Origin of the sequence: Mucilaginibacter sp. (assembly GCF_965277465.1) — a bacterium.
Taxonomy (GTDB): domain Bacteria; phylum Bacteroidota; class Bacteroidia; order Sphingobacteriales; family Sphingobacteriaceae; genus Mucilaginibacter.
In genome coordinates, this window is the sequence record NZ_CBDICW010000002.1 from 1670601 (window position 1) to 1686384 (window position 15784).

At 39.7% G+C, this 15784-nt stretch carries 13 protein-coding genes; 8 read left to right on the forward strand and 5 right to left on the reverse strand.

The features are described 5' to 3' along the window. Window positions 1–240 precede the first annotated feature (240 nt). From ACQY4U_RS19700 to ACQY4U_RS19720, 5 genes are all read left to right on the forward strand, one after another. Entirely contained in the window at window positions 241–441 is a 201-nt protein-coding gene (locus ACQY4U_RS19700) for a hypothetical protein (RefSeq protein WP_428331167.1), read from the forward strand. Between the two features lie 77 nt (window positions 442–518). Continuing rightward, the gene (locus tag ACQY4U_RS19705) at window positions 519–1766 is read left to right on the forward strand and encodes an alpha/beta hydrolase-fold protein (RefSeq protein ID WP_428331168.1); all 1248 of its coding nucleotides are present in this window, start codon (window positions 519–521) and stop codon (window positions 1764–1766) included. Window positions 1767–1892: 126 nt separating this feature from the next. Next, the gene (locus ACQY4U_RS19710; RefSeq protein ID WP_428331169.1) at window positions 1893–2420 is read left to right on the forward strand and encodes a DUF1003 domain-containing protein; all 528 of its coding nucleotides are present in this window, start codon (window positions 1893–1895) and stop codon (window positions 2418–2420) included. A 151-nt stretch (window positions 2421–2571) separates the two neighbouring features. Continuing rightward, window positions 2572–5181 (forward strand): DNA mismatch repair protein MutS, encoded by a 2610-nt coding sequence (gene mutS, locus ACQY4U_RS19715; protein ID WP_428331170.1) that lies wholly within the window; start codon window positions 2572–2574, stop codon window positions 5179–5181. 103 nt (window positions 5182–5284) lie between these two features. Next, complete coding sequence (locus ACQY4U_RS19720; RefSeq protein ID WP_428331171.1) at window positions 5285–5854, forward strand: C40 family peptidase; 570 nt, start codon at window positions 5285–5287, stop codon at window positions 5852–5854. A 175-nt stretch (window positions 5855–6029) separates the two neighbouring features. On the opposite strand, the gene ACQY4U_RS19725 is transcribed toward ACQY4U_RS19720, so the two are convergent. Next, the gene (locus ACQY4U_RS19725) at window positions 6030–7943 is read right to left on the reverse strand and encodes a DUF3857 domain-containing protein (protein WP_428331172.1); all 1914 of its coding nucleotides are present in this window, start codon (window positions 7941–7943) and stop codon (window positions 6030–6032) included. Then, on the reverse strand, window positions 7943–9922 hold the full coding sequence (locus ACQY4U_RS19730; protein ID WP_428331173.1) for a DUF3857 domain-containing protein: 1980 nt from the start codon (window positions 9920–9922) through the stop codon (window positions 7943–7945). The genes ACQY4U_RS19725 and ACQY4U_RS19730 overlap by 1 nt, the downstream gene beginning before the upstream one ends. 189 nt (window positions 9923–10111) lie before the next feature. On the opposite strand from ACQY4U_RS19730, the gene ACQY4U_RS19735 reads away from it, so the two are divergent. Further along, complete coding sequence (locus ACQY4U_RS19735) at window positions 10112–11137, forward strand: exonuclease domain-containing protein (RefSeq protein WP_428331174.1); 1026 nt, start codon at window positions 10112–10114, stop codon at window positions 11135–11137. Between the two features lie 33 nt (window positions 11138–11170). Here ACQY4U_RS19735 and ACQY4U_RS19740 read toward each other — a convergent pair whose 3' ends face one another. Together ACQY4U_RS19740 and queG are read right to left on the reverse strand one after the other, a co-directional pair. Further along, window positions 11171–12352 carry a DUF4249 domain-containing protein gene (locus ACQY4U_RS19740; protein WP_428331175.1) on the reverse strand — a complete coding sequence of 394 codons (1182 nt, stop codon included), beginning with the start codon at window positions 12350–12352 and terminating at the stop codon, window positions 11171–11173. Between the two features lie 45 nt (window positions 12353–12397). Continuing rightward, on the reverse strand, window positions 12398–13327 hold the full coding sequence (gene queG / locus ACQY4U_RS19745; RefSeq protein WP_428331176.1) for a tRNA epoxyqueuosine(34) reductase QueG: 930 nt from the start codon (window positions 13325–13327) through the stop codon (window positions 12398–12400). 148 nt (window positions 13328–13475) lie between these two features. Here queG and ACQY4U_RS19750 point away from each other — a divergent pair, with 148 nt between their 5' ends. Both ACQY4U_RS19750 and ACQY4U_RS19755 read left to right on the forward strand, forming a co-directional pair. Then, a complete protein-coding gene (locus tag ACQY4U_RS19750; RefSeq protein ID WP_428331177.1) occupies window positions 13476–13841 on the forward strand; it encodes an STAS/SEC14 domain-containing protein in 366 nt (121 codons plus the stop codon). 122 nt (window positions 13842–13963) lie between these two features. Then, window positions 13964–15226 carry an ectonucleotide pyrophosphatase/phosphodiesterase gene (locus tag ACQY4U_RS19755; protein WP_428331178.1) on the forward strand — a complete coding sequence of 421 codons (1263 nt, stop codon included), beginning with the start codon at window positions 13964–13966 and terminating at the stop codon, window positions 15224–15226. A gap of 48 nt (window positions 15227–15274) precedes the next feature. Here ACQY4U_RS19755 and ACQY4U_RS19760 read toward each other — a convergent pair whose 3' ends face one another. Beyond that, window positions 15275–15709, reverse strand: coding sequence for an RrF2 family transcriptional regulator (locus tag ACQY4U_RS19760; protein ID WP_428331179.1), 435 nt, complete (start codon window positions 15707–15709; stop codon window positions 15275–15277). Between the last annotated feature and the right edge of the window lie 75 nt (window positions 15710–15784).

Here is a 15784-nt window from a genome sequence, read left to right on the forward strand (position 1 = left end):
CCTGATGGCGGCAACAGAGTCTAAATAATAATTATTAGCGGCATAACTAACTTTGCTATAAGTTCATAGCCCAAATTGCAGCGCTTTCTAAAGGGATGCGCAGCCCTGTAATAATTTTGCTACGCTAATTTTTGCTAACTTAGCAGAAATTTACACTTGCTGTTTTCAAAACATCCGGGGCATCCTGCTCCTGATAGCGCATTTACTGGCGCATGCAAGTTCATTTAAATCAAAATATTTATGGCGAAGTCACAGGCAACCTTTATGAAGAAGCAACTCGAAAAAAACAAGCAAAAAAAGAAGGAAGACAAAGAACAACGCAAGCTTGACCGTCAGCAAAATTCTCCGGGCGGAGATATTGACAGCATGATGGCTTATGTTAATGAATTTGGTGAGATAGTTTCAACCCCACCCGAAAACTTCAAGAAACCCCAGGAATAAGCTTTAATAAATTACGGATGGCAGGCGATTTTTTTATCGACTGAAAATTAATAGATTAGTGCAAACAACTGATCTTAATGAAACCATTCCTGCTAATTTTATTGCTTTCAATTTTCTCTTCCGTTACGGCACAGGATATAAAAAATGGTCAGATAATATCTGGCCATACTGATACCGTCCAATCAAAAATTCTTGGCGAAAAGCGGGCCGTATGGATCCACCTGCCCGAAGGTGCCGGCAGTCCTGAAAATGCCATGCGTTATCCGGTAGTTTACCTGTTAGATGGTGCCGAATTTTTCTCGCCGGTTACCGGAATGATAACCTACCTGAGCGAAAAGAACGGTAATATGATATGCCCGGATATGATAGTTGTTGGCATTACCAATACCGATCGTACCCGCGATTTAACACCCACCTACGGAAAGCTTGACTTTACGGATAAGCCTACCGATGATTTTAAAACATCAGGAGGCGGAGAAAAATTTACTGCCTTTATTGAAAAAGAGCTGATTCCGCACATTGATTCAATTTATCCTGCTGCGCCGTTCCGTATGCTGGTTGGGCACTCCTTTGGTGGTTTAACAGCTGTAAATATCCTCATCAACCACACAAACCTGTTTAACGCTTATACCATTATTGATCCGAGTATGTGGTGGGATGGCAAAAAATTATTAAAACAAGCGCAGGAAGTTTTAAAGCAAAAGGACTTTAGCGGAAGATCAGTGTTTTTAGGTATTGCCAATACTATGCCGGATGACATGGATACCTTACATGTAAGGCACGATACAAGCGGAGTAAATAATCACATTCGGTCAATACTCAAATTGAAGGATGTATTTCAACAAAATACGGCTAATGGGTTAAAGTGGGATTATAAATATTACAAAGATGATAACCATAATTCATCACCGCTTATTGCGGAGTATGATGGTTTCAGGTTTTTGTTTGATTACTATAAATTACCTAACGCTATTGATGCAAAATTGTATGATGCAACAGCAAAAATAGATGTAGGGGCAGTGCTGTTAGCTCATTATGCCGCAATATCCAAACATATGGGTTACCAGGTGTTGCCTCCCCAATCTATTTTACATGATATGGGTTATAATTTTATGGAAATAAACCTGCCCGACAGGGCCTTGGCTGTTTTTGAAATGAACATTAAATACTATCCAAAAAGCTATTTGGTTTATGATAGCATGGGCGATTATTATGATATGAAAAAAGACAAGGAGCAAGCCATAATGTATTATAAAAAATCCATCGCACTTAAAGATAATTTAGAAACCCGGAATAAACTGAATAAAGTTTCGTTACAAAAATAACAAGTTAAGGCATTTATTGTAATTGGGATAATGTGATTATACTCCATAACAAACTGAAACAATCCGGATTATAAATAAAACTTTATGCAGATTAGTTGTTTTATCAATTAAATTATAAAATAGTTTATGGCACAGCAAAACCAGTGGCAGCGGGTTAATCAAAAGGAAGAAGAGGATAAAAATAAGGAGATCAAATCAGCCTTAGATATAAATAAAACCCTTATTGATCATTTGGCTATAGGCATTACCGAATTTTTGGGAAGCATGAAATTTTTGATTGCCTGTATCCTGCTATTTACAGTCTGGATTTGCTGGAACCTGAACTTTTTGAACGGATTAAAGCCTTTTGATCCATTTCCCTTCCCGGTGCTTGAAATGGTGGTATCGCTGTTCGCCGTGGTTTTATCAGTATCCGTATTAATTAATCAAAACCGGCAGGGTAAAATAGAAAAGGTAAGGCAGCGGGTAGAATTTGAGGTAAATGTTAGGGCCGAAAATGAAATTACCAAGGTTTTGCAAATGCTCCATGATATTCAGCAGGAAATGGGGATGAACCATAAACACGACCACGAACTGGAAGCAATGAAAGAACAGATTGACATTAAGCAACTTCATCAAACCTTTGACGAACAGGAAGGCAAAAAGGATAGTTAATAAATTATTACGCTGTTTAATCTGCTTCAATTATTATCCGGGTATGGTGTTAGATCACCCAATAATTCACATCTGCCTAACTTTTCCACAATTCCGCTAAACACCACCCAATGCATTAACTTTACCCACCTATTAAAAAGGAGTAAACCGTTTGGCAAAAGACGTAACCAAAGAAACGCCGCTAATGCAGCAGTACAACCAGATAAAGACTAAGTACCCCGGTGCATTGCTTTTATTTAGGGTTGGTGATTTTTATGAAACCTTTGGAGAGGACGCGGTTAAGGCTGCCGGGATATTGGGAATAGTGCTTACCAGGCGCGCCAACGGATCGGCAACGTATATTGAATTGGCGGGGTTCCCGCATCATTCGCTTGATACTTACTTACCCAAACTGGTAAGGGCCGGTCAGCGTGTTGCCATTTGTGATCAGTTAGAGGATCCGAAAACTACCAAAACCATAGTTAAGCGTGGCGTTACCGAATTAGTGACCCCCGGTGTAGCCACCAACGATCATATCCTGAATCAAAAAAGCAATAATTACCTTGCTTCGTTATATTTTGAAAAAAACAGTATAGGGGTAGCTTTTATTGATATTTCTACCGGTGAGTTTTTAACGGCTCAGGGTAACAGTGATTATATTGATAAACTGTTACAAAGCTTTTCGCCAAGCGAGATCATCTATCCAAAAAGCAGGCAAAGTGATTTTAAAGAGAGTTACGGCGACCGCTTTTATACCTATACCCTTGATGAATGGCCTTACAGCGGCGATTATGCCAACGAGGTGCTGCTTAAGCACTTCGGCGTAAAATCATTAAAAGGGTTTGGTATTGATAAATTAAACCTGGGTATTGTTGCCGCCGGTGTAGCCCTGCATTATTTAAACGAAACAGAGCACCGTAACCTGCAGCATATTTCGGCTATCAGCAGGATAGAGGAAGACCGCTACTTATGGCTCGACCGTTACAGCGTTCGTAATTTGGAGTTAGTTGGCTCGGCCAATGAAAATGCCCATACACTTGTTGAGGTGCTGGATCAAACCTGCACGCCAATGGGGGCACGCTTGCTGCGCCGCTGGATAGTAATGCCGCTTAAGGAGATCAAACCGATCAAAGACCGGCTGGGCGTAGTTGAATACCTGATTGAGCAGGAAGATGTACGCGAAACGCTGAAACAGAACATCCGCCTGATAGGTGACCTGGAAAGACTGATCTCAAAAATTGGTTTGCAGAAAGCCAACCCCCGCGAGGTTTGCCAGCTTAAAAAAGCTTTAATGGCCATTGTAACTATTAAAGGAATTGCAGAAAAATCCATCAGTTTGCCTTTACAAGCCATTGGTGCACAGCTTAACCCTTGCACACTTATCTGCGAAAAAATAGAAAGAGAATTAAGTGCTGAGCCTCCAGTAATGCTGATAAAAGGCAGCGTGATGAATGAGGGGATTAACGAGGAACTTGATCATTTGCGCAAAATTGCTTTTGGTGGGAAAGGCTATTTATTGGAAATCCAAAAACGCGAGGCTGAGTTAACCGGGATACCATCACTTAAAGTATCTTTCAATAACGTTTTTGGCTATTACCTGGAAGTTACACACAGCCATCGCGATAAAGTACCTGCAGAATGGATCCGCAAGCAAACCCTGGTAAATGCAGAACGCTACATAACGCCCGAACTTAAAGAGTACGAAGAGCAGATATTAGGCGCCGAAGAAAAGATATTGGTTATTGAAACTCGCTTATATAACGATCTACTATATTCGCTGGCCGAATATATTAAACCGATACAGCTGAATGCACAGCTGATAGCCCGTTTGGATGTGTTGCTTAATTTTGCTACCATATCCATAAAAAACTACTATGTTAAGCCGGATATTAATGACAGCCGGATATTAGATATAAAAGGCGGACGCCACCCGGTAATTGAGAAACACCTGCCGCTTGGTGATACTTATATTACCAATGATGTTTATCTCGATTCAGAAACACAACAGATCATCATCATTACGGGGCCTAACATGGCCGGTAAATCGGCTTTATTAAGACAAACCGGCTTAATTGTGCTTATGGCGCAAATGGGTTGCTTTGTACCTGCATCAGCAGCCTCGATTGGTTTGGTTGATAAAATATTTACCCGCGTTGGTGCTTCAGATAACCTTTCATCGGGCGAATCAACCTTTATGGTGGAGATGAACGAAACGGCAAGCATCCTGAACAACCTGTCGGACAGGAGCCTGATCCTGCTGGATGAGATAGGACGTGGAACATCAACTTATGATGGGATCTCCATAGCCTGGTCTATTGCCGAGTTTTTACACAACCAGCCGCAGGCAAGGGCCAAAACCTTATTTGCTACGCATTACCACGAGTTAAATGAGTTGAGCAATACCTTTAACCGCATCAAAAACTTCAACGTATCGGTAAAAGAGGTTGGTCAGCAGATCATTTTTTTACGCAAGCTGGTACCGGGTGGCAGCGAGCACAGCTTTGGGATCCATGTTGCTAAACTTGCAGGTATGCCTCAAAAGGTATTGAGTAGGGCCAACGAAATTTTAAAGAAATTAGAGAACGAACGAACAGGAGGGGAGCACATTAAAGAAAGTATTCGTAAGGTGCAAAAGCAGGCGGTGCAGATGCAGATGTTCTCTATCGACGACCCTGTACTCGTTAAGATCCGAGATACCCTGAACAACCTTGACGTAAATACCCTTACTCCGGTTGAGGCTTTGATGAAACTTGATGAGATCCAAAGGGTAATAAAAGGTTAATTATTTTATTCCACTTACTTAGTTAGGTTCTTTTGGATATTAATGTTAATATGTTAAAAACCTTTGGGTAACCTTAAAGGCCCTTTGCCCGTATTTTTACTTGATGAATAAAAAGATCCGCTATTTTTTCCTGTTACCGGTTTTTGCAATCGTTTTGTCGGCCTGCCATAGTAAAAAGGCTGTGCTTAGGGGCGAGCCGGGCGAGGTTGTAAAGCCACAGGCAAACATTGCAGATAAATATTCTGAAATTATGGGTGTTGATCGCCGTGATATTCAAAACGGCCGCTTATATGCCTTTATTGACCAATGGATGGGAACCCCATACCGGTTTGGCGGCGAAGATAAAAACGGTATAGATTGCTCAGGCTTAACTCAATTGCTGCAACAACAGGTTTATGGGATAAATATCCCAAGATCTACAGGGCAGCAGATAAACGTGATCAAGCGCAAGTATGAAGAGGAACTGATAGAGGGCGACCTTGTGTTTTTTGATTACGACGGTAAAAAATTCAGCCATGTGGGTGTCTATCTGCAAAATGGCTATTATGTACACGCCAGTTCATCAAAAGGTGTAATGATCACCAAGCTGCATGATCCCTACACTTACAAGTACTTTTCAAGATGCGGATCTGTTGTTGCAACCGATGATACCAGTGCAAATCCCGGCAAATGATCGGTTACTGCTTATTAATTCATGCAATGAAAATTAATAGGTAATTTAGCACCATCATGGAAGAGCCAAAACAAAATTATTCTTTCTGGACTAAATACAAAAAGTTCGCCAGTACCGAAATTCTGCTTTATGTTATTATGATTGTGGGCATAATCCTCGGCATTGTAATTTTCAGCTAATTGTTTTTAATCAGCACCACCTCATAGGCATCTGCATCAATTACCGATTGATAAAAATCAACCAAATCCTGGTAAGTATCCTTGCTGTAAGTGCCATCCATAAACTGAAGCTTGCGTTTATAGGTTAGCTTGTTGCCGTTAAGGCTCATGGTTGCCGTAAATTTCGCAAAAGGCTTGTCAATTGCCTCATTTAAAGGGACTTTTTCCAAATGGTAACCCGTAGGCAGTGTATAAGTAATTTCATCAACATCGGTATATCCGCGGTTAATGTACACATCATTTATGCGGTTGCGTAATTGGTGGGGCGGCTCGCTGAGGCGATTAACCGCGTTAAGCATAAAATAATACTTACCGTCGGTTAGGGTAGCATATTCCCTTGCATGCAGTTTTACATCCTCGGTACTTACGGGATTAAAGCTTTTATCCTGCTTAAAATCAAGGCTTTCAATATCCATATTGTTGATAGGATATATTTGTTGTAGCATCTTATAACGCTCGGTACGGGGTTCATTTAAAAGCTCATCGCGGTATTCGTAATCAACCCCTTTAAAGGCTGTTGACATTTTGCCGGATAGCTCACCGTCATCATTAATAACAAACTCGGCTTTGCGGCTTTTTAAATTATCAAGTGTGGAATACTTCGGGGTATGCAATAACTTCCCGCCTTCAGGCGTGCAGGCCAGCACTAAGCGGTCATCCGTAAAGGAGCCTAAATAGCCAAAGGGAATAGTTTGGCTGGTGCAATCGGCCCAGGTGGTATCATTTTTAAAGGGCACGCATAAAATAACATGATCTGCCTGATCCATGCTGGCAAAATCTTTTTGCAGGCTTACTTTATAATCACGGCCCGACTTAACAATACAATAATAGGAGTTGATATTAACAGCGCTCAACAGCGCCTGTGTATAGTTAACCAGGGCCTTGCAATCGCCGTAGTTCTGCCTGTCAACCTCATCTGCTAAAAACGGCTGATAACCCCCTATACCCACCTGCACACTGATGTAGTGGGTTTTGCCTTGCATAAATTCATAGATCTTTTTTGCCTTTAATTTAGGGTCGGCAATATCTTTGGTGATGTCAATAACATGAGCAATGGTTTCTGATGGCAAAGTCTGTCGGCTTTTAACCAGGTTATCATATTGCCACTTGCCTAAATCTTTCCAGTTGTTGTATGATCCGTTAATACCATAGTAAACAAATTTTTCCGGGATGAATTTAACGCTGCTTAAATAGTTTTTATAGTAAGGGCTAAAGGGTTCGTATTTGAGCGCCTTTAAGTTACTTACCTGCCATGTATAGGTTTTAAGGCCTTGTGCATTAGTGCCTATGCTTACTTTAACAGGCATGTTATTTTCCTGGTACCTGAAATTAAGGTCGGGCCTGCAGCTAAAAGTAAATGAGCTTTTTTCAACAGCCTTTCCCATATAATTGGTGGGCCTCCAGGGGTCAATATTAAGGGTTTGTTTTGACCGTTCCTCATACTCATACGCTATAGTATAAGGGTAATCGGTAATGGATGGTAAATAGTGCTTTATCCTTACATCTTCAAACAACGATTCACCGCTGGCTGCGCTTTCATCCTCAAAATCACTTTCAGAGAACTTTCCGGTCTGCTTGCCAAAGGCATTATAAATAACACCTTTTATATATTTTATAATATTGCTTTTATCGTGCTCAATAACAATGTGCGCATCCCGGTCACCATTTTTATTTAAAACAGTGATGGCTATTTTAACATGATGTACGGCGTTATCAAGGTCTTTAATCTCGATGCTTTCCTCGCTGTTCCTGACAACGGTACTTGCATAAGGCAAAAGATCTTTTGGGATAAGGCTTGCATCATAGTTTTGCTGTGCTATAACTGCACCAGTAACCAGCAATAAAAACATCGTAATTATAAAAGACCTCATTATTTCTTTTTAAATATCATTTCTGATTTTTCTGATTGTATGATCTTATTATAAAGCTCTTTCAGGTACGGATACTCTTCGGAGCTATAGATCGATTTGTTAAATTGTATAACATTTGAAAACTTGAACCCATTATCTTCCGGCTCATAATAAGTTAAAAACTTACCGCCATTATCAGGCATGCTCAGGCTTAAAGCTTGCGGCGGCGTTTCAATTGTATAACCTGCCGGTAAATGGATGGTTAATATAAACCTATCGTCTGATGGCATTCCCCAATCTACCGGGTAGGAGCGTTCGGCTAATTTAAAAGGATTGGTTATGATCCTCTTCATAAAGAAAGGGTTGAAGGTAATTTTGTTGGCCCCCGTTTTATTATAAAGATCAATTTCCACTTCGTAGATCTCGCCGAGCGGCAAATCCAGGCTATCCAAATTCAGGATCTCTGATTTCAAAATCTTCATTTTTGGGAATTTTTCATTCAGATTTTCAACATACTCATCTGTGCTGTTAAATTTCCTGATAGCTACTCTTTTTTTGTAAGCCTCGTATCCAACAGAGTAGTTAACCATTTTTCCGGTTAGCTTTCCATCCTCGTGCAAAGTAAAATCATAGGTATAAGTACTTTTTTCTTTTTGCGGCAGATTAAGATCCATAAAATACGAGGGCTTATCCAAGCTGAAAACCCGTCCTTTATCATTTAAACACCTGAAAGGTAGCACCCCAAACGGAAGCATAGGGTCGGTAGCATCTAACAGATAACTTTGATCGCCAATGTTCACTTTGGCCACTACATAATTAAAATCACCTAAAACAGGGTACAGCGTATTGAGCATTCCATTGTCGCGTGTTGATAATAAAACAGTTTCGGCATTTAAACCCGCAGTGCTGAGTGCAGTAACTAATGATAGGTTTATATCAGCATCGCTGCCACTATGCGTATCGAATGCCTTGCTTATATTTTCGCTGTATATTCCGCGTGATTCATTCCATTTAAACCATTTTTGCCAGTAAGTATAAATAGCTCTTGCTTTTGAAATATCATCAGTTTTACCTGCAATAATGCTTGCTACTCTATCTTTAAGCAATCCTTTTCTTTTTAACTGGTTGCCAAAATAAATTTCATTTTTTAGCTGATAGTCAATATCCCTCCACTCTTTGGTTATTTTATGCTTAGAACCATCATAAGGGCTGGTATATTCAACCAACTCAAAGTTGATGGTTGATGAAAAGTTTTTGCTCGATGTCATGTAGTCCTCTTCAACAAAAGCGGGTATATCGCCCATGCCATAAACTATATGCGAGCAATCGCAGCTTGCGCCGTGTGTTGAAAAACAGCTGGTCTCAACATCGGATGTATTTTTGGTGAGTTTTAAAAAACCTTTGATAGAGGCATTGTAAGTCCAGAAAGCAGGTATATGAACCTCGTATTCTGAATATATTTTAGGAATATCTGCCTGAAAATGCCAGGCATGGAAATTCTCGAAATAAGGCGACTCTATTTTGTATGTATATTCAATTACACAGCCATTGCGTATGCCAGGCAATGCAAATTTATAAATAGCCCAATGCTTGTTTTCTTTTACCGGGTATATCTTTTTATTTTCAAGTTCAACCTTTTGGGTGGTGCCGTTATCATCTAAGTAATAAGTAACCCCTTTTATATCCTGTACGTCTTCAAATGAGTCGGCGTCACTGTTATTATAAACTGGTATTTCAACAGTCCCTTTATCAAAAGCCTTGCTGTCAAATATCTTTATCTTAACATGATACAGGTATTGCAGCTTAATATTGTCATCGCCACCAACATCTATTCGCGATTTTCCAAATTCCTGCAGTACTACAGCGTGTGCCGAGGTATCTTTGGCATAGCTCTTCATATCCATCTGCTCACGGGTAACTGCTCCATACTTAAAGTCTTGCGCGCCTACCCGGCTAAATAAAGCTGTTATTAGTAATAGAAATAGTAAGGTTTTTCTCATGGTTTAAATTGTGTAATAAGGTGGCATTAAATTAACGTTTTAATCACGTAAATTATAAATTGAATTTAAATTAATAATACCGATTGTTTTAAGACTTTTACGACCTTTGCAACAGCTTAAATTAAGGAGCATAAAATTATTGGTATTATGCCAGCTTCTTATATCAGCTAATAAGTAAACATCTATCAAATGAAATTAAATTTAAAACGGCCTCTGGCTTTTTTTGATCTTGAAACAACAGGAACCAATATTGGCGTTGACCGTATTGTTGAAATATCTATTATAAAACTTCATCCCGATGGTAGTGAAGAAGTTAAAACATGGCGTGTAAATCCCGGCATGCCTATCCCCTTAGAATCATCATTAGTACATGGGATTTATGATGAGGACATAAAAGACGAGCTTGTTTTTAATGAAATTGCCAGCTTAGTAGCTGAATTTATAGGTGAAAGTGACTTGGCTGGTTATAATTCCAACAAGTTTGATATACCTATGTTAATGGAGGAGTTTTTGCGTGCAGGTGTTTTATTTGACCTGGATAACCGCCATTTTGTTGATGTGCAGAACATCTTCCACCAAATGGAGCAGCGTACATTGAAAGCTGCTTACCAGTTTTATTGTGATAAACAGATCATTAACGCACACTCTGCCGAAGCTGATACCCGCGCTACTATGGAAGTTTTACTTGCCCAGGTTGCCCGTTATGAAAATACAGAGTGGGAGGATAAAAAAGGAAACAGATCTATCCCGGTGGTTAACCATGTTGAAGGCTTACACAAATTTACCAACCTGAGTAAACCTGTTGATTTTGCAGGCCGGATGGTTTTTAACGACGAAGGACAGGAAACATTTAACTTTGGTAAACACAAAGGCAAACCGGTTGAAGATGTGCTTAAAATTGAACCAAGCTATTATTCGTGGATGATGAATGGCGATTTTCCGTTATATACCAAACGTAAGTTAGAGGAGATCCATAACCGCTTTAATGCTAAGAGGGTTGCTGAAAGGCAACAAAGACCTGCAACTCCTAAAGCACCACAGGCACCCAACGAAGCTAAAACGGAACCAGCCCCGGTTAAAAGGGAGTTTCATAAACCAGACCACGTTAAAACTAATAATTATAACAAGCCATATCAAAAAAAGGACGAAAGCCCGGCTTTGCCTGTTGATGATGATATGTTAAAACTGCTTGCAAGTAAATTTAAAAAAGGATAATACCTATTTAATTAAACATTATACAAAACCCTCTTACGGCCAGTAAGGGGGTTTTACTGTTGTACCCCCCGCCACACGGCAATCCACACAAATTTTTGTTGCCGCAGCGTATCCTAATTGAATATGGGTAATACGATCAACTATAGGTATGGTTAATAAGGTATCACCGCTTAATAAGGAATGTTCAAGCCGTTCATTTAACGTTGCAGTTGGTGCAAATAAAATACTTATATCAGCGCATTGGTCTGCAAACGGGGGGCCTACAACTCTTGGGAGTTGAATTGGTAATGACCGTCCGCTTAAAAATAATCTTTTATCAGTAGTTGTAGATACACTTATAAAGCCGATAACTATCTCTTTCGGATCACTCATCGAATGGATATTTCCTGTTATAGTTGAAGGCTCAGGATCAAAGATAGAACCCAATTGCTCCGTGTTTTTTTTAAGCGACGACCAATACGTATAAGCATCTTCGGTTATGGCATATTGTTTTACATGCAGGCAATAAACATGATTAAGCCTCCCGGTTGAAGCGGCCACATAACCAAGCGGAGCCTTGTAAATAACATCGGCAGATAATTTGCTCGAGTTGCCTACATAAAAGCTATTTGACGGGTTAGCAAACCGGTAACAGGTACTCACCAAGCTATCAGGGCTGCGAAAAAGTACCTGATGGTTAACATATATGTATTGTGACCTTTCTAAAGAAAAATAGGTCCAGGTTTCGTCATAATCCCAGCGGTAGTAATGTGTTTGATTAGCCGGATCATGCGATGAGACATAAAACTGCACGCCACTTGTAAGCGCCTGGGAGGATATGCTATCAATTGGCGGGGTTATCTTGTTCTCAATAAAATCTGAAACGTATTGTTTATTAGTTGCTGTATAAATATGTATGCGGTATTTGGCACCGGCAATTAAATTAAGATTTTGAGTGCGGTAAGTACCGGCAACAGTTTCAGTTAAATTTACCTGGTTCAAGCTTTGATCTTCAACAGCAACCCTTGCACCCGTTTCGGCTATTTGCGTGGTACTGTTAAGTTTTATTGTACGGCTAAGCTTTATTACAGTACTATCGCCGCCGCTATTGATTAAGCCTTCAACAACCAAATAACGCGCACTGGTTGATACGACAGTAGGGGTGTATGGTTTTCTACAAGCATAAAATGTCAATAAAAAAACCGTACATAAAAATATTATGTAAACTGTTCTCATTCCCGGAATATAAAAAAGCAATAATTGGTTTATAATCAGCTGTGGTTATCCAAGAAATTTGATGTTCCTTTTCAACCCCTCTAATTTAGTTCTTTTTACGGCAGAATTTTTAAAAACTTTTTTAAAAACCTCATCTGTAATATCTTCCCAGTCTTCTTTTTTTAAATGGAGCAGATCCGGGTGGGGGGTAAATGCGGGTTCGTTATGCAGTACCGAGAATTTATTCCAGGGGCAAACATCCTGGCAAATATCACAGCCAAACATCCAGTTATCCATTTTGTCCTTAAACTCAGCAGGGATCTCGTTTTTAAGCTCGATGGTGAGGTACGATATGCAGCGGCTGCCATCAACTATATAGGGAGCAACTATAGCGTTGGTTGGGCAGGCATCAATACAGCGGGTACAGGTACCGCAATGGTCGGCGGTGGGGGCTATATCATATTCAAGGTCAAGGTCAATGATCAGTTCGGCTAAAAAGAAAAAAGAACCACTTTTTTGATTGATCAGGTTGGTGTTTTTCCCTATCCAGCCCAGGCCGGCTTTTTTTGCCCATGCTTTATCCAATACCGGGGCCGAATCAACAAAGGCACGGCCACCTACTTCGCCAATCTGCTCGTTTATAATAGCAAGCAGTTGCTTTAGCTTATCCTTAATAACCTGATGATAATCAGTTCCGTAAGCGTACTTTGATATTTTGGGGCTTAGTGGATCCTGCTGTTCATTATCAGTGTAATAATTTAAACCAAGAGATATTACTGAGCGGGCACCATCAACCAGCAGGCGTGGATCAAGCCGTTTATCAAAATGGTTTTCCATGTATTGCATCTGGCCGTGCATGCTTTTATTGAGCCAGGCTTCCAAACGCGGAGCTTCATCTTCCAAAAATTCAGCTTTTGAAATACCGCAAAACATAAAGCCAAGCTTTTTAGCCTCACTTTTGATCAAATTACTGTATACCGATCTGTTTTGTAGCATTTAGGCAAATATACCACAAAACTAAACTTGAAAATAATACTGTTAAACTCTAAAAAATTAACTTATTAGAAATTAATTTTACGTTTTTGTTGTATTTTTTAGATTGTGGTGTAGTTGTTGCTGTTATTATTAAATATACAGATAAAAAATGCTAAAGCCTATTAATGATTTGCCGCCACAAGTAGCCGGTCTGCATGCTTTTGCTGAGGTTACAGAAACAGAATATGAGCAAGCGCTTGTTTCTTTGTTGGAGGATTTGCTGAATAAAAATAACAGGATCAATTTTATATTGGTTCTTGAAACGGATATACATAATTTTTCGCCAGGCTGCTGGTGCGGTAGTATAAAAATAGGGTTTAAATACTTTTTTAAATGGAAAAAGGTTGCAACCGTAAGCGATCAAAAAGGTGTTATGGGCTGTAGCGATCTGTTTAAATATATATTACCGGGTAAATTCAAAACCTTCCCGCTTGATCAATTGGACGAAGCTATGAGGTGGGTATCTAAACGGTAATTTAAACATGATTAGTTACCTAATGTAAAAATTGTATTATAAAAGCTAAAACACCATAAGTTAACCTGCGGCTCCTAATTTCATAACCTTATTTATTTAAATTTGAGCAGGTTAAAAAGCTTATGAAAACATACTTCGCCCTCATATTCTCCCTGTTTATTGCTGCCACAGCTTTTGCACAGAACGATACCACTCAAAAAATAGTTGAGGGACGTAAAAACAGCCCGGACCAAGAGAAAAAACCTTATGTTATCTTAATATCTGCCGATGGTTTCCGCTATGATTATGCCGAAAAATATAAGGCAACCCATTTGTTGGCATTAAGCAGCAGCGGGGTTAGCGCTTCGTCAATGATCCCTTCGTACCCATCAGTTACATTCCCTAATCATTATACGCTTGTAACCGGGTTATACCCATCACATACAGGGTTGGTTAATAATTCGTTTTTTGACCGTAACCTGAAGGAATCCTATTCAATGGGAAACAAAACCAAAGTGGCCGATCCAAAATGGTATGGGGGCACACCTTTATGGGTACTTGCCGAGCAGCAGCATTTGTTGGCCGCAAGTTTTTACTGGGTAGCATCAGAAGCGCCTATTAAAGATACACGGCCTACCTATTATTATATTTACAACGATAAGATCAGTATCCATAACCGTATTGAGGCTGTTGTGGCCTGGTTGAAATTACCTGCTGAAAGCCGCCCGCATTTTATAACTTTTTATTTACCACAAGTTGATCATGCAGGGCATTTATACGGGCCTGATGCGCCGGAAACAGAGAAGCAGGTGCATTTTGTTGATTCGGCAGTATATGAGCTTACCAAAGCTGTAACAACAACTGGATTGAATGTAAACTATGTGTTTGTATCAGATCATGGGATGACCAAAATAGATCGCGAGCATACCATCAGTAAACCGGCTGCTATTGATACCTCGAAGTTTATTGTTTCGGGCGATGATATTTTGGTCCAATTGTATGCAAAAGATCGTAAAGATATTCAGGAAACCTATCAACAGCTAAAAAAGGAAGCGGTTGACTATAAAGTTTATTTAAAAGAAAACATGCCGACCAATTTACATTATGGTACAAGTGATGATTGGCATAACAGGATAGGTGATATATTACTGATCCCGAATTGGCCAAAGGTTTTTAATATGTATGGCCGTAAGCAGTTAAACCCCGGTACACATGGATTTGACCCTTATGCAGTAATGGATATGCACGCCACTTTTTATGCATGGGGCCCGGCATTCAAATCACACTTAAAAATTCCTGAGTTTCAAAATGTGAATATTTACCCGCTGATAACTGCAATTTTAGGATTAAACTATACCGAGAAGATTGACGGAACAAAACAACTTGCCCAAGAGGTATTAAAGTAACTAACAGGTTATTTCAAGGATATCTGCCGTAAAAACAACCTGTTAGTATTAAATATTTATCAGGGTGTTTTCGCGGGCTATAATATCGGCAATGCTTGTTTCTGAAAGGATTTTTAACGTTGCATCCCTAACTTCAACAAAAACATCACGTATACCACAAGTTGTTTCCTGGTGGCACTCATCACATTTGTGGTAAAAGTTTAAGCTGGCACATGGCACCATTGCAATAGGGCCGTCAGTAATGCGCATTATGCTTACTAAAAAAATCTCTTTTGGATCTTTGTTAAGGCTGTAACCACCACCTGCACCTTTTTTACTATACAGATAACCAGCGTTGCGAAGGTCTAATAAGATCTGTTCAAGAAATTTTTTAGGTATACGTTCCTCCTCAGCTATTTTTGAAATTTGCATTGGCGGTTTATCGGCGTTTTTTCCTAAGACCACAAGGGCCTTAATAGCGTACTTGGTTTTTTTTGATAGCATCGTTTAAAAATACAATTGCAAAGTTACGTAAAGAAATTTGTACACTTATATTAAAAAATAGTAGATAGGATCAGC

What these genes read in the sequence shown, in the direction of transcription:
- ACQY4U_RS19700 (WP_428331167.1), top strand. Translation starts at nt 241, where the DNA reads ATGGCGAAGTCACAGGCAACCTTTATGAAGAAGCAACTCGAAAAAAAC.
- ACQY4U_RS19705 (WP_428331168.1), top strand. Translation starts at nt 519, where the DNA reads ATGAAACCATTCCTGCTAATTTTATTGCTTTCAATTTTCTCTTCCGTT.
- ACQY4U_RS19710 (WP_428331169.1), top strand. Translation starts at nt 1,893, where the DNA reads ATGGCACAGCAAAACCAGTGGCAGCGGGTTAATCAAAAGGAAGAAGAG.
- ACQY4U_RS19720 (WP_428331171.1), top strand. Translation starts at nt 5,285, where the DNA reads ATGAATAAAAAGATCCGCTATTTTTTCCTGTTACCGGTTTTTGCAATC.
- ACQY4U_RS19725 (WP_428331172.1), bottom strand. Translation starts at nt 7,943, where the DNA reads ATGAGGTCTTTTATAATTACGATGTTTTTATTGCTGGTTACTGGTGCA.
- ACQY4U_RS19730 (WP_428331173.1), bottom strand. Translation starts at nt 9,922, where the DNA reads ATGAGAAAAACCTTACTATTTCTATTACTAATAACAGCTTTATTTAGC.
- ACQY4U_RS19735 (WP_428331174.1), top strand. Translation starts at nt 10,112, where the DNA reads ATGAAATTAAATTTAAAACGGCCTCTGGCTTTTTTTGATCTTGAAACA.
- ACQY4U_RS19740 (WP_428331175.1), bottom strand. Translation starts at nt 12,352, where the DNA reads ATGAGAACAGTTTACATAATATTTTTATGTACGGTTTTTTTATTGACA.
- queG (WP_428331176.1), bottom strand. Translation starts at nt 13,327, where the DNA reads ATGCTACAAAACAGATCGGTATACAGTAATTTGATCAAAAGTGAGGCT.
- ACQY4U_RS19750 (WP_428331177.1), top strand. Translation starts at nt 13,476, where the DNA reads ATGCTAAAGCCTATTAATGATTTGCCGCCACAAGTAGCCGGTCTGCAT.
- ACQY4U_RS19755 (WP_428331178.1), top strand. Translation starts at nt 13,964, where the DNA reads ATGAAAACATACTTCGCCCTCATATTCTCCCTGTTTATTGCTGCCACA.
- ACQY4U_RS19760 (WP_428331179.1), bottom strand. Translation starts at nt 15,709, where the DNA reads ATGCTATCAAAAAAAACCAAGTACGCTATTAAGGCCCTTGTGGTCTTA.